Consider the following 21,978-nt stretch of genomic DNA (forward strand, 5'->3'; position numbering starts at 1 on the left):
CGAATGTACTCATCAACGAGTACAAAGAATAACATACTTACGGACGATCAGTAACGCTGTCGCCATTCGGCGTCGCTCAGCAAGTTATCCTGCTTGCCCATAAAGTAGCGGTAATAGGCATCGTAAGAGAGGACGTTTTTTACGTACCCGCGGGTTTCCGAGAACGGAATACTCTCGATAAATGCCACCGCATCGATGCGCCCGGCGCTATTGCCCTGCCAGGTGCGTACGCGTCCTGGCCCGGCGTTATAGGCGGCGGAAGCGTAAATGCGGTTATTGCCGAACTGCTGGTAGACGTACTGCAGGTAGCTGGTACCAATGTTGATATTGGTTTCCGGATCCAGCAGCTGAGACGGGCCGCTATAACCAGGGATGCTGAACATGCTGACGGTATGCGTCGCGGTGCCCGGCATAATCTGCATCAAGCCACTGGCGCCGACCGGTGAACGCACTTTCGGGTTCCAGGCGCTCTCCTGACGCGCAATCGCCATCGCGTAGCTCTGCGGAATATCTTTGCCGCTAATGTAACGCGCGAACAGATCGTTGTACGCCAGCGGGAAGCGCTCTTCCAGTTGATCCCACAATTTACCCGCGATCGTCGCCTGCACGCTGAGATCCCACCAGTGTTGATCAAACGCGTAACGCGCCAGCTGCGCCTGTTGCGATTTGGTCCGGCTGCTCACCAGGTTCGCCCATTCGCTGCGCGCGGTGTTGTCCATGTTCCAGTACATCAGCTCGCGAACGCGCGCCATCTCAGGGCCAGAGGCCAGCGCCGGGTCGATAGTGCCGGAGGCTTTATCAATGCGGAAGGTGTACTCTTCGCCCAGACGTTGAGCAGCAACCATCGGATAGAAGCCGCGCTGCTGCATCAGCGAATGCAGGATCGTCTTCGCTTCGTCATCGCGCCCGCGCTCCAGCAGCAGATCCGCCTGCCAGTAGCGCCACTCGTCTTTTTCTTTCGCCTCCATCGGCAGACGCGCCAGCCAGGTGTTCAGCCCATGACGATCGCCGTTGCCGAGCGCCATACGTACCCGGCGTTCCACCAGCGAGGTTGATTGCGAACGCATTATGGCGTCATCGCGCCACTCCGCCTGCGCTTCGGTCACATCGGTGCCCATCAGGCGCCAGGCGACAATATCGCGCAGCTCCTGGGTTTGATCCTCATTCAACTGCTGCGCCTGCACCAGCGACGGGATCATCAGACGAGCGTTTTCTACATCCTGACGCGCGACGCTGGCAAAAGCGACCGCCGCCATCTGGCGGGTAAAGTCAGTGGCCCCGGTGGTGCGGGCAAAGGTCATCACGCTATTGGGATCGTTAGCTAACGCCACCACTGCCGAAGCGATGCTCTGATAGTTTGACGGCATCTGTTGAGCAAGCACGCGGACCAGACTGGTATTGCCCGCCTTCATCGCCAGACGAATTCGTTCGAGATAGGCCAGCGGATCCTGCTGCCCGGAATCGCGCCACGCGCTGAACAGCGGATCGCAGGCATTTGGCTGGCTCTTGCCGGTTAGCCACAGCTCTTTCGCCCCGCTCCACGCTTCCTGCGATTGGCCGACGCTGAGTTTGGCGTAGTAGTAGTTACACTGCGCTTCGGTTGTCGCCGGTTTATCCGGGCTGAACGCCAGTAAGCCGCGCCAGTCGGTGCGCCGCGCCAGCTCATTAACAAAGCGTGATTTCAGCGAACGCGCCGCCGGTAGGGTCGGGTTCGCCGCAATGAAATTAGTGACCACCAGCGGCGGCTGGTTCATCAGGTCATCGGTAATTTGTCGATATTGCAGGTAGGGATACAGCGGATAGCTGCTGAGCGTGGGCATCAACTGGTTGACGACATCCATCTGGCGGTTGTCCCACGCCTGTTTAATTTGAGCATAGCGGCTGCGCTGTTCATCCAGTGAATCCGCATGCGCCAGCTGGCTTAGCGTCAGCAGACTCACGCCGGCAGCCAGAAGACGCCATGCCGTAGTTTTGGCTTTTTCCACAAGCTCTTCCTCTAGTTTGGTGCATCACCGCGGCATCGTGCCGCTTCAAAAAATTCAGGTATTGCTTAGTTATGCTAATCAGACAACTGAAAACATGCCATGTCCTGAACATTTTTTTACGCTTCTGTGAATCCTGTCGCCTCGCTGGGATTACCGCGCGAAAAAGGCTACACTTCGCCTTTGAACTATCTATCAGAATAGAAAGAGGCGAAGTCCAACGTGGCTCAATTCGTTTATACCATGCATCGTGTCGGCAAAGTGGTTCCGCCGAAACGTCATATTTTGAAAAATATCTCCCTCAGTTTCTTCCCTGGCGCGAAAATCGGTGTTCTCGGTCTGAACGGCGCCGGTAAATCTACCCTGCTGCGCATCATGGCCGGTATCGACACCGAGATCGAAGGTGAAGCGCGCCCGCAGCCCGGTATCAAAATCGGCTACCTGCCGCAGGAGCCGCAGCTGAATCCGGAGCACACCGTGCGCGAATCCGTTGAAGAAGCGGTCGCCGAAGTGGTTAACGCGCTGAAAGGCCTGGACGAAGTTTATGCCAAATACGCCGAGCCGGATGCCGACTTCGATAAGCTTGCCGCGCAACAGGGCAAGTTCGAAGAGATCATCCAGGCGCACGACGGCCATAACCTGAACGTACAGCTGGAGCGTGCGGCCGATGCCCTGCGCCTGCCGGACTGGGATGCGAAGATCGCCACTCTTTCCGGTGGTGAACGCCGCCGCGTCGCGCTGTGCCGTCTGCTGCTGGAAAAACCAGACATGCTGCTGCTCGACGAACCGACCAACCACCTCGACGCCGAATCCGTCGCCTGGCTGGAACGCTTCCTGCACGATTTCGAAGGCACCGTGGTGGCGATTACCCACGACCGTTACTTCCTCGATAACGTCGCCGGTTGGATCCTCGAACTTGACCGCGGCGAAGGTATTCCGTGGGAAGGCAACTACTCCTCCTGGCTGGAGCAGAAAGATCAACGTCTGGCGCAAGAAGCTTCTCAGGAAGCCGCACGCCGCAAATCTATCGAGAAAGAACTCGAGTGGGTTCGCCAGGGCGCGAAAGGCCGTCAGTCTAAGGGCAAAGCCCGTCTGGCGCGCTTTGAAGAGCTTAACAACGTCGAATACCAGAAACGTAACGAGACCAACGAACTGTTCATTCCGCCAGGAGCGCGTCTGGGCGATAAAGTTCTGGAAGTCAGCAATCTGCGCAAATCTTACGGCGACCGCGTACTGATTGACGATCTGAGCTTCTCCGTACCGAAAGGCGCTATCGTTGGTATCATCGGTCCGAACGGCGCGGGTAAATCCACCCTGTTCCGCATGATGTCCGGCCAGGAACAGCCTGATTCCGGCACCATCACGCTGGGTGAAACCGTTAAACTGGCTTCCGTCGATCAGTTCCGCGACGCGATGGACAACAGCAAAACCGTTTGGGAAGAAGTGTCCGGCGGACTGGATATCATGAAGATCGGCAACACCGAGATGCCAAGCCGCGCCTACGTTGGCCGCTTTAACTTCAAAGGCGTCGACCAGGGCAAACGCGTTGGCGAACTGTCCGGTGGTGAGCGTGGTCGTCTGCACCTGGCGAAGCTGTTGCAGGTCGGCGGTAACGTCCTGCTGCTCGATGAACCAACCAACGACCTGGATATCGAAACCCTGCGCGCGCTGGAAAACGCCCTGCTGGAGTTCCCGGGTTGCGCCATGGTTATCTCGCACGACCGCTGGTTCCTTGACCGTATCGCGACCCACATTCTGGATTACCAGGATGAAGGTAAAGTTGAGTTCTTCGAAGGTAACTTTACCGAGTACGAAGAGTACAAGAAACGCACCCTCGGCGCCGATGCACTGGAACCGAAGCGTATCAAGTACAAACGCATTGCCAAGTAATCTGTAAGTGCCGGATGGCGCTACGCTTATCCGGCCTACCAGGCGTGTAGCACTTGTAGGCCGGATAAGGCGTTCACGCCGCCATCCGGCAAAAAGCCTACCCCTGCTCGCCCATCAACTGCTTCACCAGCTCAACGCAGCGCAGGAACCGGGCATCGTAATCCGACTCTTCCACGTGGACAAATTCGATCTCGTTTTCTTTCAGCAGCGACACCAGCAGCGTCTGAAACTCTTTGCGATCTACCGAACTGCCGAGGCTACGCAGCCCATCGGCTACCCACGGCGTGTTGTTTTCCAGCAGGATCACCAGATCAAAGCGATATTCATCGATTAACGCCTGCACGAACGGATGTTCGCGGCCTTCGTACTTCAGGCAGAAGGCCTGAGTGCTGACGAAGTCGGTATCGATAAACGCCACCTTATTGGCGTATTTCACCGCGAAATCAATGTACTGTGCGTGCCCCAGCGCGATTTTATCGTAATCGGAATACTGCAACGCCATTTCATCGCCGCCGAGGTGTGAGAAGACGTAATCGCGGCCATACTCCCAGGCGCTGGTAGTATTGAAGATATTGGCGAGCTTATTCACCAGCGTAGATTTACCGCTCGACTCGCCGCCTAGGATCGCCACCGTACGCACAAAGAACGGTTTTACCTCAGTCGGAATATATTCCCAATAGCGGAACGGGTTTTCGCGGATCTGGCCGCCGCTGATACTCATGAAGGTTCGCTTCGGATCGATAAGCACGGTTTCGATCCCCAGATGCTCCAGATACTGCGGCGCATCGGCCTCTTCTGAGGTATAAATCCAGTTTGGCTCGATTCCCTTTTCACTCATGAAGGCGCGGATCCCACGGCTCCAGACATCCCAGCCGTGCGGGTACGGCTCCATCCCCTCTTCATTGAAGGCATGGATGCGAATGTTTTTTTGATATTTAAAGGTTTGCAGCAGCCAGCGCAGACGATCGGGAACCGTCGGCTGTTGCGACATGGCGCTCTCTTCGAACAACTCGCGGTCACGAGTGTCGTCATAGCCCATGATGATATGAAGCTCATCGACCTGGCTACAGGCGCGCTGAATCAGGTAAATATGCCCGGTATGCAGCGGATAAAATTTACCAAAAACCACCCCGACGCTTTTTTGTTTGCGCGGGAATTCAAGGCCGAGAAAGCGGTGTAACGCTTCGAGCTTCTGGGCGCTCGGGCTTTTGATTTTCGCGTTTAATAGCTGACTGAGATAACCTTTGGTCATCCCGCTGGCTTCCGCCACCTGCTGCAGCGTACAACCCTTTTGCTTAATGGCGTTTTTCAGATAGTCGAATGACGACATAGTTTATGCGTGCCTCCTGCAAACTCGGGTTTGCTACCCGTCATACCCTGAAGTATGACGGGTATCATTATAAGTCGTCAAAAACGCTCAGCGCATCGGCCAGTTTTTTCACGCCAAAGATTTGCATCCCTTCCGGCGCTTTTTTGGGCACATTGGCCGCTGGAACAATGGCGCGACGGAACCCATGCTTCGCCGCCTCGGAAATGCGCTCCTGGCCGCTTGGCACCGGACGAATTTCACCGGCTAATCCGACTTCGCCAAAAACCACCAGATCCTGCGGCAACGGACGATCGCGCAGGCTCGAGACCATCGCCAGCAGCAGCGCCAGGTCGGCGCTGGTTTCAGTGACTTTGACCCCGCCAACCACGTTGACGAAGACGTCCTGATCGGCCATCTGCAGGCCGCCATGACGGTGCAGCACCGCCAGCAGGATCGCCAGACGGTTCTGTTCCAGGCCTACCGCTACGCGACGCGGATTAGACATCATTGAGTGATCGACCAATGCCTGAATCTCAACCAGCAGCGGGCGGGTGCCTTCCCATACCACCATGACCGAGCTGCCGGAGGTAACTTCATCGCCGCGGCTGAGGAAGATGGCGGAGGGGTTGCTGACTTCGCGCAGGCCCTGCTCGGTCATCGCGAAGACGCCGAGTTCGTTGACCGCGCCAAAGCGGTTTTTATGGCTGCGCAACGTGCGGAAACGGGAATCGGCATCGCCGTCCAGCAGCACCGAACAGTCAATACAGTGTTCCAGTACTTTCGGACCGGCCAGCGAGCCATCTTTGGTGACGTGGCCGACCATCACAATCGCCACGCCGCGAGTTTTGGCAAAGCGCGTCAAATAGGCCGCGGTTTCACGTACCTGGGCCACGCTCCCCGGCGACGACTGGACATCAGCCATATGCATCACCTGGATGGAGTCGATGACCATCAGCTGCGGCTTTTCTTCATCGGCAATCTGGCAAATTTGCTCGATGCTGGTCTCCGAGAGCATATTCAGATTCGCCGTCGGCAGGCCGAGACGATGCGCGCGCATCGCTACCTGCTGCAGGGATTCTTCCCCGGTGACGTACAGCGTTTTCATCCCTTCGGCCAGCTTACAGAGGGTTTGCAGCAGCAGCGTCGATTTCCCGGCGCCGGGGTTGCCGCCGATCAGAATGGCGCTGCCCGGCACGACGCCACCGCCGAGTACGCGGTCGAACTCTTTAAATCCGGTGGAGAAACGCGGCAGCGCCTCCAGGCTTATCTCCGATAGCTTCTGTACCTTCGACACGCCGGCATTCCCGGCGTAGCCTGACAGACGCTCGTTTCTCGCCACCTGCGGCGAGGCGGCGATGCGCATCTCGGTGATGGTGTTCCAGGCATGGCAGGCGCTGCACTGCCCCTGCCAGCGCGGATAATCCGCACCACATTCATTACAGACAAATGCGCGTTTTGGAGCTTTCGCCACGTTAACCTCTTACTTTTGATTCATGCTGCCGGAGAGAATACAGAATACCCCCATCAGGTCAGCGTGGCGGATGGTGACTTCCGCCTGTTCATTGACTTTTGGTTTCGCATGATAGGCAATGCCGAGACCTGCCGCCTTGATCATCGGCAGATCGTTGGCGCCATCGCCAATCGCCACGGTTTGCGCCGACGGAATTTCATATTTTTCCGCCAGTTTACGCAGAGTATTGGCTTTATATTTGGCGTCAACGATGTCGCCGATCACGTTGCCGGTGAGCTTGCCGTCCATAATTTCCAGCTCGTTGGCGAATACCGCGTCGAGATGCAGCTTATCGCGCAGATATTCGGCAAAGAAGGTAAAGCCGCCGGAGGCGATGGCCACCTTCCAGCCCAGCGTTTCCAGCTTCAGCACCAGTTGGGTCAGCCCCGGCATCAGCGGCAGCGCTTCCCGCACCTGCAGCAGAATGTTCGCGTCGGCGTCTTTCAGGGTGGCGACGCGCTGGCGCAGGCTGGCGGTGAAGTCGAGCTCGCCGCGCATCGCGCGTTCGGTCACTTCCGAAACCAGTTCGCCGGTGCCGGCAAGCTTAGCGATTTCATCGATACATTCGATCTGAATCGCCGTGGAGTCCATATCCATCACCAACAGGCCCGGCGTGCGCAGATGCGGGATTTTGCCCAGCGGCGCGACGTCCAGCCCGGCCTCGTGGGCCAGGCGCGTGGCGCGCTGCGTCAGCGAACCCGCCAGGCGAATCACCTGATAGTCTTCCACGACCCAGGAAGAGACGATAACCAGCGCCGCGCCGAGCTCGCGCTGCCACGCCGTCAGCCGACGTTTATCGAGACCGCGACCATACAGCAGCCAGCCGCTGCGCCCGGCGTGATAATCCAGCGGCATGACCTCGTCGCCGCTCAGGGAAAGCGGCAACCCAGGCCACAAGGAAACATCTTCGGGCAGGTCGCACCAGGTCAAACTGTTAGGCATTACGGCTCCACATCTCTTCATTCAGGCGAGGAAAATAACGCATGAGGCTACCTTGTAACCAGCGCTTCTGGCAACATTAAGCTGCAAATTTTCAAAGGTGGAATATGGTACGAGCAAAACTGAAATTCCGACTGCATCGCGCCGTCATTGTTCTGATCTGTCTCGCGCTTCTCGTCGCGCTGATGCAGGGCGCCTCGTGGTTCAGTCAGAATAGCCAAAAGCAGCGTAATCCGCAGTTGGAAGAGCTGGCGCGAACGCTGGCGCAGCAGGTTACGCTGAACCTGGCGCCGCTGATGCGCAGCGAAACGCCCGACGAAAAGCGCATTACCCGCCTGCTGGAACAGCTGACGGATAAAAGCCGGGTGCTCGATGCCGGGGTATATGATGAACAGGGCGATTTGGTGGCCCGCTCCGGCGAAAGCGTCGATGTGCGCGACCGCCTGGCGCTGGACGGCAAAAAAGCCGGCGGCTACTTTAACCAGCAAATCGTCGAGCCGATCCTCGGCAAAAACGGTCCGGTCGGCTATCTGCGCCTGACGCTGGATACCCACACGTTGGCCACCGAGGCGAAACAGGTGGATAATACCACCAATATCTTACGCCTGATGCTGCTGTTGTCGCTGGCCATCGGCGTGGTGCTGACTCGTACGTTGCTGCAGGGCAAACGTACCCGCTGGCAGCAATCGCCCTTCCTGCTCACCGCCAATAAGCCCGTCCAGGACGAAGATAAAGATTAATCAGACAAGGATATCCTATGCCGACGCTCCGCCTGTTGCTCTCCGATTCCTACGACCCCTGGTTTAACCTCGCGGTCGAGGAGTGTATTTTCCGCCAGATGCCGGCCACTCAACGGGTGCTGTTTCTGTGGCGCAACGCCGACACCGTGGTGATTGGCCGCGCGCAGAACCCGTGGAAGGAGTGCAATACCCGGCGCATGGAAGAAGATAACGTACGGCTGGCCCGGCGCAGCAGCGGCGGCGGCGCGGTATTCCACGACCTCGGCAATACCTGCTTTACCTTTATGGCGGGCAAACCGGAATACGACAAAACCGTTTCTACCGCTATCGTGCTCGCGGCGTTGAATTCGCTTGGCGTGACCGCCGAGGCTTCCGGGCGCAACGATCTGGTCGTGAAAACCGACAATGGCGACCGCAAGGTGTCTGGCTCCGCCTATCGCGAAACGATGGACCGCGGTTTTCATCACGGCACCCTGCTGCTAAACGCCGACTTAAGCCGTCTCGCCAACTATCTTAATCCGGACAAAAAAAAGCTGCAGGCCAAGGGCATTACCTCGGTACGCGGGCGCGTAGCGAACCTGGTTGAACTCCTGCCGGGCATTACCCATCAGCAGATTTGCGAAGCCATTCAGGAGGCATTCTTCAGCCATTACGGCGAGCGGGTAGAGGCGGAAGTCATTTCGCCGGACAACACGCCGGATCTGCCGAATTTTGCCGAGACCTTCGCCCGCCAGAGCAGCTGGGAGTGGAACTTCGGCCAGGCGCCCGCTTTCTCCCACCTGCTGGATGAGCGCTTTCGCTGGGGCGGCGTCGAGCTGCATTTTGACGTCGAGAAGGGCCATATCACCCGCGCCCAGGCTTTTACCGATAGCCTGAACCCGGCGCCGCTCGAGGCGTTGGCGGCACGATTAGTCGGTTGTCAGTATCGGGCGGAAATATTACAGCAGCAGTGTGAGGCGCTGCTCGCCGATTTCCCTGAGCAGGAAGCGGAACTGAAAGAACTGTCGGCGTGGCTGGCCGGCGCGGTGCGCTAATAAAAAAGCCCGCTGCGCTTAGCGGGCCTGGAAACCGTAGGCCGGGTCAGGCGAAGCCGCCACCCGGCACAACAGGTCTTACTCTTTATCACCCAGCAGTACGGATTCCAGCGCGATTTTGATCATATCGTTGAAGGTGGTCTGACGCTCAGCGGCAGTGGTCTGCTCGTGAGTGCGGATATGATCGGAAACGGTGCAGATGGTCAGCGCTTTCGCACCGAACTCAGCCGCTACGCCATAAATGCCGGCCGCTTCCATTTCCACGCCCAAAATGCCGTATTTTTCCATCACGTCGAACATGGACGGGTCCGGCGTATAGAACAGGTCAGCGGAGAAGATGTTGCCAACGCGCGCGTCAACGCCCAGCGCCTTCGCCGCGTCTACCGCGTTACGCACCATACCGAAATCGGCAATCGCCGCGAAGTCGTGGTCTTTGAAACGCAGACGGTTGACTTTAGAGTCGGTGCACGCGCCCATGCCGATAACCACATCACGCAGTTTGACATCTTCACGTACCGCACCGCAGGAGCCGACGCGGATGATTTTCTTCACGCCGAAATCGGTGATCAGCTCTTTAGTGTAGATAGAGCAGGATGGGATCCCCATACCGTGGCCCATCACGGAGATTTTGCGGCCTTTGTAGGTACCGGTGAAGCCCAGCATGCCGCGCACGTTGTTCACTTCACGCACGTCTTCGAGGAAGGTTTCTGCAATGTGTTTCGCGCGCAGCGGGTCGCCCGGCATCAAAACTACGTCAGCAAAATCGCCCATTTCTGCGTTAATGTGTGGGGTGGCCATCGTTTTATCCTTATATAAATTGTTCGGGCCTGATGGCGGCTACGCCTTATCAGGCCTACAAAACGTATTCAAATACCCTAAGGATTTCGCGTTGTAGGAAGACGACGAATTCGTGAATCCCCGGGAGCATAGATTAACTATGTGACCGGGGTGAGCGAATGAAGTCAACGCATCTACAGCGCGAAAGACAACGGGTATCACAGCATGTTTTTACCGTATTCCATTGGCGACGTACCAAAGTATGTCGCCAGCGTCTGGCCGATATCGGCGAAAGTTTCGCGGTGGCCTAACGAACCCGGCTTCACTTTCGGGCCGTACACCAGCACCGGAATGTGTTCGCGGGTGTGGTCGGTACCGGTCCAGGTCGGGTCGCAGCCGTGGTCGGCGGTGAGGATCAGAATGTCGTCTTCCCCAACCAGCTCCATCAGCTCCGGCAGACGACGGTCGAACAGTTCCAGACCCGCCGCGTAGCCAGCGACGTCGCGACGGTGGCCCCAGGAGGAGTCAAAATCGACGAAGTTAGTGAAGACGATAGTCTCGTCGCCCGCTTCCTTCATCTCTTTGATGGTCGCGTCGAACAACGCGTCCAGCCCGGTGGCTTTCACTTTCTTAGTGATGCCGCAGTTGGCGTAGATGTCGGCGATTTTACCCACGGAAACCACGTGGCCGTTTTTCTCGTCGACCAGCTTCTGCAGCACGGTCGGCGCCGGCGGCTCGACCGCCAGATCGTGACGGTTACCGGTACGCTGGAAGTTACCGGCTTTGTCGCCAACAAACGGACGAGCAATCACGCGGCCAATGTTATAGCCGCCTTCGGTCAGCTCTTCACGGGCGATTTCGCACAGCTCATACAGCTTGTCGAGGCCGAAAGTCTCTTCGTGACAGGCGATCTGGAACACCGAGTCAGCAGAGGTATAGAAAATCGGTTTCCCGGTTTTCATATGCTCTTCACCCAGTTGGTCCAGAATCACGGTACCGGAAGAGTGGCAATTGCCGAGGTAGCCCGGCAGGTTCGCGCGCTTAACCAGTTTATCCAGCAGTTCCTGCGGGAAGCTGTTCTCGTGGTCGCTGAAGTAGCCCCAGTCAAACAGCACCGGCACGCCGGCGATTTCCCAGTGGCCAGACGGCGTATCTTTACCAGAAGAGAGTTCATGCGCCCAGGCATAGGCACCAACGACTTCGGCATTACCGTCCATACCGGCGGCAATTTTACCGGTAGAACCTTCATGCGCTTTCACCAGACCCAGACGGGTCAGGTTAGGTAAATTCAACGGGCCTTTACGACCATTGTCAGCTTCACCTTTGGCGCAGGCTTCCGCAATGTGGCCCAGAGTATCGGCGCCAACATCGCCAAAGCGGTCAGCGTCTTCCGTTGCGCCAATCCCAAAGGAGTCCAGCACCATAATAAATGCACGTTTCATCTTGTTCTCCATACATCATGCGCTGCAAAAAAGCGATCAGATCAGTATATCGCTACTTGGTGATACGGCGATAGACCGTCGGTGTAATTTCTGGGGCGTGGGCGTCCAGTTTTATTGCCGCTTTCACGGCTTTGGCCGCTTCCTGCCAGCTCGATTCATCTTTCGCATGAATCACCGCCAGCGGACGTTCGCCATCAACTTTATCGCCAAGGCGCGCCATATCGGTAAAGCCAACGCTGTAGTCAATAGTATCGGAAGCCTGGCGACGACCGCCGCCCATCGACACCACCGCCATCCCCAGCGCGCGGGTATCCATTTCAGAGACAAATCCGGCGCCTTCAGCATAGACCGCTTTGCTCAGCATTGCCGTCGGCAGGTATTTCGCATAGTTTTCGACAAAGTCGCTCGGCCCCTTCTGCGCCGCCACCATGCGGCCAAAGACTTCCGCCGCTTTACCGTTATCCAGCACCGCCTGCAATTTCGCGCGCGCCTCGGCGTCATCCGCCGCCAGCTTGCCGGAAATCAGCATTTCCACGCACAGCGCCATGGTGACGTCGTACAGGCGCGGGTTGCGGTATTCGCCGGTCAGGAACTGTACCGCTTCGCGAACTTCAACGGCGTTACCCGCGCTGGAGGCCAGCACCTGGTTCATATCCGTTAACAGTGCGGTCGTGCGCACGCCGGCGCCGTTAGAGACGCCAACGATAGCTTCGGCAAGCGCTTCTGAAAGCTCATAAGTCGGCATAAAGGCGCCGCTGCCGACTTTAACGTCCATCACCAGCGCGTCCAGACCTTCCGCCAGTTTCTTGGCCAGAATAGACGCGGTAATCAGCGGGATGGAATCCACCGTCGCGGTAATATCGCGGGTGGCATAGAAACGTTTGTCAGCCGGCGCGAGCGAGCTGGTCTGCCCGATAATCGCCACGCCGACATCTTTAATAATTTCGCGGAAACGCGCGTCGTCCGGGAAAATATCAAAACCCGGGATCGCTTCCAGTTTATCAAGCGTACCGCCGGTATGGCCGAGACCACGCCCGGAGATCATCGGTACGTAACCGCCGCAGGCGGCAACCATTGGCCCCAGCATCAGCGAGGTGACGTCACCCACGCCGCCGGTCGAGTGTTTATCGACGATCGGGCCGTTGAGGTTAAGGCTTTTCCAGTCGAGAACGGTTCCTGAATCCCGCATCGCCATGGTCAGCGAGACACGTTCCGGCATAGACATATCATGGAAGAAGATGGTCATCGCCAGCGCGGCGATCTGTCCTTCAGAGATAGTATTATCGCGGATACCGTTGATGAAAAAGCGAATTTCTTCATCGCTTAATACATGACCATCACGTTTTTTACGAATAATTTCTTGTGCGAGAAACACGGTAACCTCCCAAATAGTATAAAGTGCCGGATGGCGGCGCGAGCGCCTTATCCGGCCTACAGGCATCCATTCGTAGGCCGGATAAGCGCAGCACCATCCGGCGTATCAAGGGATTAGTAGCTGCTGGCGCTCTTACCGTCGCCGTGACCCAGGGCTTTCAGCAGGCTAGCCAGCAGGCTGGATGCGCCGAAACGGTAGTGGCGGGAATCGGCCCAGTCGGCGCCGAACAGTTCATCAGCAATCGCCAGGAACTGCTGCGCGTCTTCCGCGCTACGCACGCCGCCGGCAGGTTTGAAGCCAACGGTCTTCTCAACGCCCATATCGCGGATCACTTCCATCATGATGCGCGCGCTTTCCGGCGTCGCATTCACCGGCACTTTACCGGTAGAAGTTTTGATAAAATCCGCGCCCGCTTTAATAGAGATTTCAGACGCCTTACGAATCAGCGCTTCTTCTTTCAGTTCGCCGGTTTCGATGATCACTTTCAGCAGCACATTCGCCGCCGCACAGGCTTCTTTACAAGCTTTCACCAGATCAAAACCCACCTGCTCGTTACCCGCGATCAGCGCGCGGTACGGGAAAACCACATCCACTTCATCCGCGCCATAAGCGATTGCCGCGCGGGTTTCCGCCAGCGCGATATCGATATCGTCATTACCATGCGGGAAGTTAGTCACCGTCGCAATGCGGATATCCGGCGTTCCTTGTTCGTTCAGCGTCTTACGGGCAATCGGGATAAAACGCGGGTAGATGCAGACCGCAGCGGTATTTCCCACCGGCGTTTTCGCCTGATGACACAGAGCGATCACCTTCTCATTGGTGTCGTCATCGTTCAGGGTGGTCAGATCCATCAGTTTCAACGCGCGCAGGCTGCTTGCTTTCAAATCAGTCATTTCATACTCCGACGGCGTATTGCCGGTTCAATAGTTTGTTCACCTTGCGAGCCTGTTACTATTGTAACAACCGCTCGCCATTACACTTCGACATTCATCACAGTTAATGAAAACTAATTACTAATTTGCATTACTGTAACGTGATAAAAATCACAATTAACCAGCAATTCCCGCCAGCCTCACCGTCATCTCCTGTTTAAGCATAATCGGCAAACCGAAGTTCATGGTGATGTTATTATTCTAACATATCAAAACGAGTTATCTCGACGTCATGGCGCACAAATTGTGCAAATCCTGGCCATAAATATACTTTCTGATTGAAACTTAATGGATTTTATATTTATAAAAAATGATGGGATTGTCACACCCGACCAGAACCGGGGACGACGTTGTCCAGTATGTGGGTCGTTAGAGGGTTAGCGCGGTAAAGAGGTTTTTGGTATTCGCCAGTAGTGCCGCTGCAATTTCCTGCGCCGGTTCCGCGCGCAGTTCGCAGAGCGAGTCAAAGACGCGGGCCGCCTGTTCCGGGCGGTTCGGCTGTCCCTGAAAACCATTCAGCGGCATATCCGGAGCATCGGTTTCCAGCAGCAGCGAAGAAAGCGGCAGACGCGCCATAACATCGCGAGTTTTGCTGGCGCGGGGATAGGTAATGGTACCGCCAACGCCAATCTTATAGCCCAGCTGTACAAAACGTTCCGCCTGCTGCAGGCTGCCGGCAAAACCATGCACCACCCCGGCGCGCGGCAGGTTATGTTTTTTTAGCAACATCGCCAGCTTATCGTGGGTGCGGCGCGAATGCAGGATCACCGGCAAATCGTAACGCTTTGCCAGCCGCAATTGCGCTTCCAGCAGCGCCTGTTGGCGATCGTATTGCGGATCGTCGCGGTAGAGATCGAGGCCAATCTCCCCGACTGCTACGAGTTTAGGATGACGCTGTATAAGATAGCTTTCCAGTTGCGCTAACCCGCGGTCATCATGCTGTTCGATAACAATGGGATGCATCCCTAACGCGGCATACAGCGGCTCGTGTTGCTCCGCCAGCGCCAGCACGCGAGCAAAGCGCGCGGCGGATATCGACGGCACGATTATGCGCCCAACGCCGGCCTGCGCCGCCCGTGCGATACTCGCCGGCTCATCCTCTGTAAATGGGGGAAAATCGAAATGACAGTGGGTATCAATAAAGCGTAACGTCACGCCAAATCCTCGTTATTAAAGCTGGGGTCATTAGCCTGCGGCGCGGTGATAATCGCCTGTTGCGGCGTTTCGTTAGCTACCGGCAGCGGCGGCACCACCACCGGCGTCGGCATTGCCACACGCGGCGCATGACGTAACAGCGGCGGTTGCTCGGTCAGCAGTTTCCCTACCGTAGCGAGGAAGTAGCGGCCGCACTGGCGCCCGGTTTTATAATCTTCCAGCAGCGCCGGCAGACGGCTGCCAAGCGCCATACTGCGCAGTGGCCGCTGCGGATAGATTTCGAATATCCGCAGTTTACCCGGCGGCTTTTCAATAAACTGCTGCGTCGCGCGATAGGTGGTTTCGTGGTGCTGTACCAGGTTCACAAAAGGCTGCAAACTGCTTTCCCCCAGCCAGCGCTCCATCCGTTTAAACCACTGCGGAGTGTAGAACATCTGCGAAGGGACGGTACGGATAACCACAATAGTCTGCGCGCCGCGGCGCGCCGCCTCCTGCACAGGGATCGCGTCGCTGACGCCGCCATCGAGGTAGTTCACGCCATCCAGCAGGACACCGCTACGGTAAAAACCTGGAATGGCGCTGGAGGCGCGGATCAGATCAAGCCAGGTCTGGCGGGTAGGGGAAAAATAGTTTGCCGTGTAGTCGTCACCGCGGCAGGCGCACATCCACAACTCTTTACCCAGCGCGAACTGCTCCTCGGCATAGTTCATCGCCAGCGGCATTTGTTGCGAAGTGGAATCGACCAGCCAATCGAGATCGATAAGATTGCCGCCGCGTACGAAGCGCATTGGGTCAAAAAACTGCCGCGAGGTGGTGTAACGCGTAATGACTTTACGGGCGTAGCCCTGCTGATTACAGATATAAGCGGAGATGTTTTGCGCGCCAGCGGAAGTGCCGAGCATCAGGTCGAAAGGGTTAAATCCAGCGCGCATGAATTCGTCCAGAACCCCGGCTGTGAAAATACCTCTCTGACCACCGCCTTCGCACACCAGAGCCAATTTGCCTGGACGGAAGGGTTTTACCGCTAACGGGGCGATATTGCCCAACGTCACGGGAATGCGCTGCCCCACCCTGCTTTCCTGTTTGTCTATTTTCTGTCATTAAAGTAACGCAAATTGTCGTCCCCTGAAACCGCAAAAGCCAGTCACATTGACTGGCTTTATGTAAGACGTTATGTCATCACTGCGCGGTTATTGATTCACGCCTTTCGGCACATCGCCTCTAGGGTCGTTTTCGCCCGGTAAACAGGCTGACCAGGAAAATGATAATACCGACAACAAAGACGATTTTAGCCGCCCACGCCGCGGTACCCGCCAGACCACCAAAACCCAATGCGGCGGCAATTAACGCGATGATCAGAAAAATAATGCCCCATCTAAACATACTGTTCTCCTTACCATATGATTAACGGTCGCTTTTCTGCGCGCTCAGGCCGCGCATACATCAACCCTGCGTACAACTCGCTCAGCGGTCTCGCCGCTGGCGAATATCTTTTAATAAATACCCTTACTGCACTTTAAGATCGTTCTTCACGCTCTTAACACCGGTAACCGCTTTGGCAATGTCTGCCGCACGATCGACCTGCTTGCTCGATTCCAGGGTTCCGGAGAGGTGTACCACCCCGTTGCTGGTTTCCACCGTCACCTTACGCGACGGAACGATATCGTCCGCGAGCAGTTTAGCTTTGACTTCGCTGGTGATAGCGGTGTCGCCAGCATAGCCCTTCAGGCTTGCCGATTTTTCACCCGCCACGGTCAGCTTATCGCTTACCGAACTCACCCCTTCGACGCCTTTCGCCGCGCTGACGGCCTGTGATTTTTGCTCAGCGCTCTCAACAGTCCCGCTTAAGGTCACGACTTTGTTTTCCGTTTTCACCGAGATATCGGTGCTACGGATCCTTTTGTCATCGATCAGCGCCGCCTTAACACGGGCGGTGATCGTGCTGTCATCCATAAAATCGCCAACCTTGTTGATCGACTTATCGACGCTGTCTCCGGCGCTGGTCGCGGCAGCCTTGGCGCTATCGGCGACGGTGGTTTCCGCATAGGTCGAGGCGCTTATCAACGCTGAGCCTAAGAAGAGAGGCAGCAATAGCCTGGCGCTCTTTAGTCTGGTCATTGGTATGCCCTCACGATGTCTGCTTTGGTAAAACACATGGCTGTTTATTCAGCCAGGTTTCTGAAAAGTGCTTAATAAATATAGTAGATGAGCGGAGATGCGGCGGAGGGTTTGAATAAAAAAGCTACGATTCGCGCAGATTTAAGAACTTTCTATGGTAAGGAGGGAGACGGGCAAAACAGGCTGGAGCGCAGCATCGCCGCGCTCCAGAGAGATATTAGTGTTCGCGGGTTTTGCGGAACACCACGTCAGGGTAACGCTCTTGCGTCAGGTTCAGGTTCACCATCGTCGGGGCGATATAGGTGAGATTATCGCCGCCATCCAGCGCCAGCTGAACTTCGTTCTTACGCTTAAACTCTTCGAATTTCTTCACGTCTGTCGATTCAACCCAACGCGCGGTGGCCACGTTGACGGATTCGTAAATCGCTTCAACGTTGTATTCGCTTTTAAGACGCGCTACTACCACGTCAAACTGCAGCACGCCGACGGCGCCAACGATCAGATCGTTATTCGCGATCGGACGGAAGACCTGTACCGCGCCCTCTTCAGAGAGCTGTACCAGCCCTTTCAGCAGCTGTTTCTGCTTCAGCGGATCTTTCAGGCGAATACGACGGAACAGTTCCGGCGCGAAGTTCGGAATACCGGTGAACTTCATCATTTCGCCCTGGGTAAAGGTGTCGCCAATCTGAATGGTGCCGTGGTTATGCAGACCGATAATATCGCCAGGGTAGGCTTCTTCAACGTGCGAGCGATCGCCCGCCATAAAGGTCAGCGCGTCGGAAATCACCACGTCTTTGCCGATACGCACCTGACGCAGCTTCATGCCTTTCTCGTATTTGCCGGAAACCACGCGCATAAAGGCCACGCGGTCGCGGTGTTTCGGGTCCATGTTGGCCTGAATCTTAAACACAAAGCCGGTGAATTTCTCTTCTGCAGCCGTCACTTCACGGGTATCAGTGTTACGCGGCATCGGCGCCGGCGCCCACTCCACCAGGCCATCCAGCATATGATCCACGCCGAAGTTGCCTAATGCGGTCCCGAAGAACACCGGAGTAATTTCGCCCGCCAGGAACAGTTCTTTATCGAACTCGTTCGATGCGCCCTGCACCAGTTCCAGTTCATCGCGCAGCTGCTGCGCCAGATCGTCGCCCACCGCGGCATCGAGTTCAGGGTTATTCAACCCCTTAACCACGCGCACTTCCTGAATGGTGTGCCCTTTACCGGTCTGATAGAGGTAAGTTTCATCTTTATAAAGATGATAAACCCCTTTAAACAGCTTGCCGCAACCGATAGGCCAGGTAATCGGCGCGCAGCCGATTTTCAGCTCATTTTCGACTTCATCCAGCAATTCCATCGGATCGCGGATATCACGGTCGAGTTTGTTCATAAAGGTGAGAATCGGCGTATCGCGCAGACGGGTAACTTCCATCAGCTTACGGGTACGATCTTCGACGCCTTTCGCCGCATCGATAACCATCAGACAGCAGTCAACCGCCGTCAGGGTACGGTAAGTATCTTCGGAGAAGTCTTCGTGCCCCGGGGTATCCAGCAGGTTAACCAGGCTGTCATGGTAAGGGAACTGCATCACCGAGGTGGTAATCGAGATCCCACGCTGCTTTTCCATTTCCATCCAGTCGGATTTAGCATGCTGGCTGGAACCACGGCCCTTCACGGTACCTGCGGTCTGAATCGCCTGTCCGAACAGCAGCACTTTTTCCGTGATGGTGGTCTTACCGGCATCCGGGTGAGAAATAATGGCAAAAGTGCGGCGTTTAGCCACCTCTTGCAGATAAGGAGACAACGTCATAATTCAATCTTCTAAGTAAACGCGGCAATGGGCCGCGCATGTGGAATACGAAAAATTGCGGCTATTTTACCCATCAATGGGGGGGAGGCAATTAGTGTTTACACAGGAGTTGCTCCAGTTCGCTTAAAGAGGTCACCGTCCAGTCTGGCTGCAGGTCTGCCGGCAGCGTTTGCTGGTGCGCATTCAACCAACAGGTGGCAAGCCCGGCATTGACGCCGCCGCGGATATCCGACTCGGCGGTATCGCCAACCATCAATACCCTGTCGCGCGACGGATTACCCGCCTGCGCCAGCGCGTAATCGAAGATACGCGCATCCGGCTTCGCGACGCCGACTTCCTCAGAAATAATCAGCAAATCAAAGTGATCGCGCAGTCCTGTTCGCTCCAGACGAGTCTGCTGCAACGAGGTAAAACCGTTGGTGATGATGCCCATTTTTACCTTGCCCTGCAGCGCATTCAGCAGCGATACAGCGCCCGGCAGCGGCGCGCAGATTTCCGCCATCGCATTCATGAAAGCGTCGTTCAGTTCGCCCGGAGGGACGTTCAAACGTTCCGCCCAGCTATCAAAACGCTGATGCTGTAATTGTAGCGAGGTGATGGCGCCGTTTTGATAATCCACCCACAGCGGCTTATTAACGGCCTGATAGTCCTGAAAATCTTTGGCGGTAAATGTCACGCTATAGTCGAGAAACATCCGCTGTAAACCGCTGAAAGAGTCAAACGTAAACAACGTTTCATCGGCATCAAAGAAAATCCAGTCCCATTTCATCGTTTCACCTTGTCTTACATACTGATTGGCAGAGCCATGATAATTGCGTCTTCACGCCCGTCGGCCGTAGGGTAGTAATTGCGGCGGATAGTCGCCTCGTTAAAGCCTAAGCTTTCGTAGAGCGCGATGGCGGCGACATTCGATGCCCGCACCTCCAGCCACAGCGTGACGACGCCGAGTTTTTCTACTTCATCAATAACATGTTCCAGCAGTTCCCGTCCCAGGCCGCGGCGCTGGTAGGCGGGGTCGACGGCGATGTTAAAAAGCGTCGCTTCATCAAGGACAATCTGAGTAATGGCAAATGCCGCCATTTCTCCATCCACTGCCAGTTGGTAATTCAGATAACGTTCACCCTGATTGCTGGCAAAGGTTTGTTCGCTCCACGGAAAAGCGTGGGCGCGTTTTTCGATTTGCCAGGCTTTGGATAAATCAGCCGTGCTGAGGGTAGAAATCGTGTTCATGTGCGCAGATTTGTTGCCAGAGCGCGATGCGAGCCGGCGCGCTGCTCTGAAGTTCATCAAAAACGGGCGTCGAGACCTGGGCGCCCGCCAGCGACAACGGCGTCTCGCAGCCCAGTCGCCAGCTGTTGCAGCGGCTATTTTGCGGCAGCATCGCTACCCGGTCCGGCGTAAGCTGCAGTACCTGATCGGCGCGAATCGAGAGCGCGCGCAGAATATCGCTAATGAGCGGTTCAGTCAGCGACGGCGGGGTTTCCGCCACCATCACCAGACGAATATGTTCAGGAAGCGAGATAGCGATTTCGCCCTGCAACGCCCCCGGGCGACGCAGCGACCACTGGGTAATTCCCAGTTGCTGTAATTGCCAGTCTCGTCGGGAAGTCATAGCGAAACACTCCTGTTAAACAAGCGCGCAATATAGCAAATCCGTCGTATCTGCGCCAACAAACTACTATAATCGGCGCCAGTCTTATTGAAGGAGTGTTTCATGTCAGCTTTTACCCCGGCAAGTGAAGTCTTGCTGCGCCACAGTGATGATTTCGAGTCCGCCCGCGTTCTGTTTGCCGGTGACCTGCAGGATGACCTGCCTGCACGTCTGGATACCGCGGCCAGCCGCGCTCACACCCAACAATTCCACCACTGGCAGGTCCTGAATCGCCAGATGGGCGACAACGTTCGTTTTAGCTTAGTGGCCGAGGCCGCCGACGTCGCCGATTGCGATACCCTGATCTACTACTGGCCGAAGAACAAGCCAGAAGCGCAGTTCCAACTGATGAACCTGCTCTCTCTGCTGCCGGTGGGGAGCGATATTTTTGTGATCGGCGAAAACCGCAGCGGCGTACGTAGCGCCGAGCAAATGCTCGCCGAATACGCGCCGCTGAATAAAGTGGATAGCGCCCGCCGCTGCGGTCTCTACCACGGCCGTCTGGAAAAACAGCCCTCCTTCAACGCCGAACAGTACTGGAACGAGTACACGCTCGATAATCTGACCATTAAAACGCTGCCGGGCGTGTTCAGCCGCAACGGCCTTGATGTCGGCAGCCAGCTGCTGCTGTCGACCCTGCAACCGCACACCAAAGGTAAAGTGCTCGATGTCGGCTGCGGCGCCGGGGTGCTTGCCACGGTACTGGCCAGCCATTCACCGAAGGTACGCCTGACGCTATGCGACGTCAGCGCTCCGGCGGTCGAAGCCAGCCGCGCGACGCTTGCCGCGAATGGTTTTGAAGGCGAGGTTTTTGCCAGTAACGTCTTCTCTGAAGTCAACGGCCGTTTTGACATGATCATCTCAAATCCGCCATTCCACGACGGCCTGCAGACCAGTCTTGAAGCGGCGCAGGCGCTGATCCGCGGCGCGGTCCGCCATCTGAACAGCGGCGGCGAACTGCGTATCGTTGCTAACGCCTTCCTGCCGTATCCGCAGGTGCTGGATGAGACGTTTGGCTTCCACGAAGTGATCGCCCAAACCGGCCGTTTCAAAGTTTACCGCACGGTGATGACTCGCCAGGCCAGGAAATAATTTTCTTTTCCCATCGGCGGCATGCTCGAAGTGCCGCCAGGCCTTCCCTTCGCTCTGAATAGCCCATTTTTGCAGCAATCGAGAAAACCTGCATAATTAACTATTGACGTGTCGCCGAAAACCACTAGAATGCGCCTCCGTGGTAACGATACTTTTTAGTGTCGATGGTATGCGAAGGTGGCGGAATTGGTAGACGCGCTAGCTTCAGGTGTTAGTGTCCTTACG

The 21,978-nt window shown here is 56.3% G+C and carries 20 protein-coding genes; 4 read left to right on the top strand and 16 right to left on the bottom strand.

Features of this window, described 5'->3' with window-relative positions:
• Positions 1-47 precede the first annotated feature (47 nt).
• On the bottom strand, positions 48-1,985 hold the full coding sequence (gene sltY, locus ABLV08_RS21060; protein ID WP_032709839.1) for a murein transglycosylase: 1,938 nt from the start codon (positions 1,983-1,985) through the stop codon (positions 48-50).
• Positions 1,986-2,204: 219 nt separating this feature from the next.
• Here sltY and ettA point away from each other — a divergent pair, with 219 nt between their 5' ends.
• On the top strand, positions 2,205-3,872 hold the full coding sequence (ettA, locus tag ABLV08_RS21065) for an energy-dependent translational throttle protein EttA (protein WP_015704325.1): 1,668 nt from the start codon (positions 2,205-2,207) through the stop codon (positions 3,870-3,872).
• Positions 3,873-3,969: 97 nt separating this feature from the next.
• Here ettA and nadR read toward each other — a convergent pair whose 3' ends face one another.
• The 3 genes from nadR to serB form a co-directional block, all read right to left on the bottom strand.
• Positions 3,970-5,202: a multifunctional transcriptional regulator/nicotinamide-nucleotide adenylyltransferase/ribosylnicotinamide kinase NadR gene (gene nadR, locus ABLV08_RS21070; protein ID WP_015368374.1), complete on the bottom strand. Its 1,233-nt coding sequence runs from the start codon at positions 5,200-5,202 to the stop codon at positions 3,970-3,972.
• Between the two features lie 67 nt (positions 5,203-5,269).
• Positions 5,270-6,652: a DNA repair protein RadA gene (gene radA / locus ABLV08_RS21075; protein ID WP_015368375.1), complete on the bottom strand. Its 1,383-nt coding sequence runs from the start codon at positions 6,650-6,652 to the stop codon at positions 5,270-5,272.
• A 9-nt stretch (positions 6,653-6,661) separates the two neighbouring features.
• On the bottom strand, positions 6,662-7,633 hold the full coding sequence (gene serB, locus ABLV08_RS21080; protein WP_015368376.1) for a phosphoserine phosphatase: 972 nt from the start codon (positions 7,631-7,633) through the stop codon (positions 6,662-6,664).
• Positions 7,634-7,737: 104 nt separating this feature from the next.
• On the opposite strand from serB, the gene ABLV08_RS21085 reads away from it, so the two are divergent.
• Both ABLV08_RS21085 and lplA read left to right on the top strand, forming a co-directional pair.
• Positions 7,738-8,370, top strand: coding sequence for a YtjB family periplasmic protein (locus ABLV08_RS21085; protein ID WP_015368377.1), 633 nt, complete (start codon positions 7,738-7,740; stop codon positions 8,368-8,370).
• A 17-nt stretch (positions 8,371-8,387) separates the two neighbouring features.
• A complete protein-coding gene (gene lplA, locus ABLV08_RS21090) occupies positions 8,388-9,404 on the top strand; it encodes a lipoate--protein ligase LplA (protein WP_045388808.1) in 1,017 nt (338 codons plus the stop codon).
• Positions 9,405-9,482: 78 nt separating this feature from the next.
• Here the strand turns inward: lplA and deoD are convergent, their stop codons facing one another.
• The 12 genes from deoD to ABLV08_RS21150 form a co-directional block, all read right to left on the bottom strand.
• Complete coding sequence (gene deoD / locus ABLV08_RS21095) at positions 9,483-10,202, bottom strand: purine-nucleoside phosphorylase (protein WP_002887789.1); 720 nt, start codon at positions 10,200-10,202, stop codon at positions 9,483-9,485.
• A gap of 197 nt (positions 10,203-10,399) precedes the next feature.
• On the bottom strand, positions 10,400-11,623 hold the full coding sequence (gene deoB, locus ABLV08_RS21100) for a phosphopentomutase (RefSeq protein WP_015368379.1): 1,224 nt from the start codon (positions 11,621-11,623) through the stop codon (positions 10,400-10,402).
• Positions 11,624-11,675: 52 nt separating this feature from the next.
• On the bottom strand, positions 11,676-12,998 hold the full coding sequence (gene deoA, locus ABLV08_RS21105) for a thymidine phosphorylase (protein WP_015368380.1): 1,323 nt from the start codon (positions 12,996-12,998) through the stop codon (positions 11,676-11,678).
• Positions 12,999-13,111: 113 nt separating this feature from the next.
• A complete protein-coding gene (gene deoC / locus ABLV08_RS21110) occupies positions 13,112-13,891 on the bottom strand; it encodes a deoxyribose-phosphate aldolase (protein WP_015368381.1) in 780 nt (259 codons plus the stop codon).
• A 408-nt stretch (positions 13,892-14,299) separates the two neighbouring features.
• Entirely contained in the window at positions 14,300-15,085 is a 786-nt protein-coding gene (locus ABLV08_RS21115) for a metal-dependent hydrolase (RefSeq protein WP_032713277.1), read from the bottom strand.
• Entirely contained in the window at positions 15,082-16,155 is a 1,074-nt protein-coding gene (locus ABLV08_RS21120) for a patatin family protein (RefSeq protein WP_032713275.1), read from the bottom strand. The genes ABLV08_RS21115 and ABLV08_RS21120 overlap by 4 nt, the downstream gene beginning before the upstream one ends.
• A gap of 151 nt (positions 16,156-16,306) precedes the next feature.
• Positions 16,307-16,468 carry a DUF1328 domain-containing protein gene (locus ABLV08_RS21125; RefSeq protein ID WP_015368384.1) on the bottom strand — a complete coding sequence of 54 codons (162 nt, stop codon included), beginning with the start codon at positions 16,466-16,468 and terminating at the stop codon, positions 16,307-16,309.
• Between the two features lie 123 nt (positions 16,469-16,591).
• Positions 16,592-17,203 (bottom strand): molecular chaperone OsmY, encoded by a 612-nt coding sequence (gene osmY / locus ABLV08_RS21130; protein WP_348856233.1) that lies wholly within the window; start codon positions 17,201-17,203, stop codon positions 16,592-16,594.
• A gap of 217 nt (positions 17,204-17,420) precedes the next feature.
• The gene (gene prfC / locus ABLV08_RS21135; RefSeq protein WP_020079669.1) at positions 17,421-19,010 is read right to left on the bottom strand and encodes a peptide chain release factor 3; all 1,590 of its coding nucleotides are present in this window, start codon (positions 19,008-19,010) and stop codon (positions 17,421-17,423) included.
• Positions 19,011-19,101: 91 nt separating this feature from the next.
• Positions 19,102-19,779, bottom strand: a complete 678-nt coding sequence (gene yjjG / locus ABLV08_RS21140; RefSeq protein WP_015368388.1) for a pyrimidine 5'-nucleotidase — start codon at positions 19,777-19,779, stop codon at positions 19,102-19,104.
• 14 nt (positions 19,780-19,793) lie between these two features.
• Positions 19,794-20,240 (bottom strand): ribosomal protein S18-alanine N-acetyltransferase, encoded by a 447-nt coding sequence (gene rimI / locus ABLV08_RS21145; RefSeq protein ID WP_015368389.1) that lies wholly within the window; start codon positions 20,238-20,240, stop codon positions 19,794-19,796.
• Positions 20,209-20,622 (bottom strand): DNA polymerase III subunit psi, encoded by a 414-nt coding sequence (locus ABLV08_RS21150; RefSeq protein ID WP_015368390.1) that lies wholly within the window; start codon positions 20,620-20,622, stop codon positions 20,209-20,211. Before ABLV08_RS21150 ends, rimI begins: the two co-directional genes overlap by 32 nt.
• 102 nt (positions 20,623-20,724) lie before the next feature.
• Between ABLV08_RS21150 and rsmC the strand changes: the two genes are divergently transcribed.
• Positions 20,725-21,753, top strand: a complete 1,029-nt coding sequence (rsmC, locus tag ABLV08_RS21155) for a 16S rRNA (guanine(1207)-N(2))-methyltransferase RsmC (RefSeq protein WP_348856234.1) — start codon at positions 20,725-20,727, stop codon at positions 21,751-21,753.
• The last annotated feature ends 225 nt before the right edge of the window (positions 21,754-21,978 follow it).

This window comes from Klebsiella sp. CN_Kp088, assembly GCF_040064335.1.
Classification (GTDB): domain Bacteria; phylum Pseudomonadota; class Gammaproteobacteria; order Enterobacterales; family Enterobacteriaceae; genus Klebsiella; species Klebsiella aerogenes.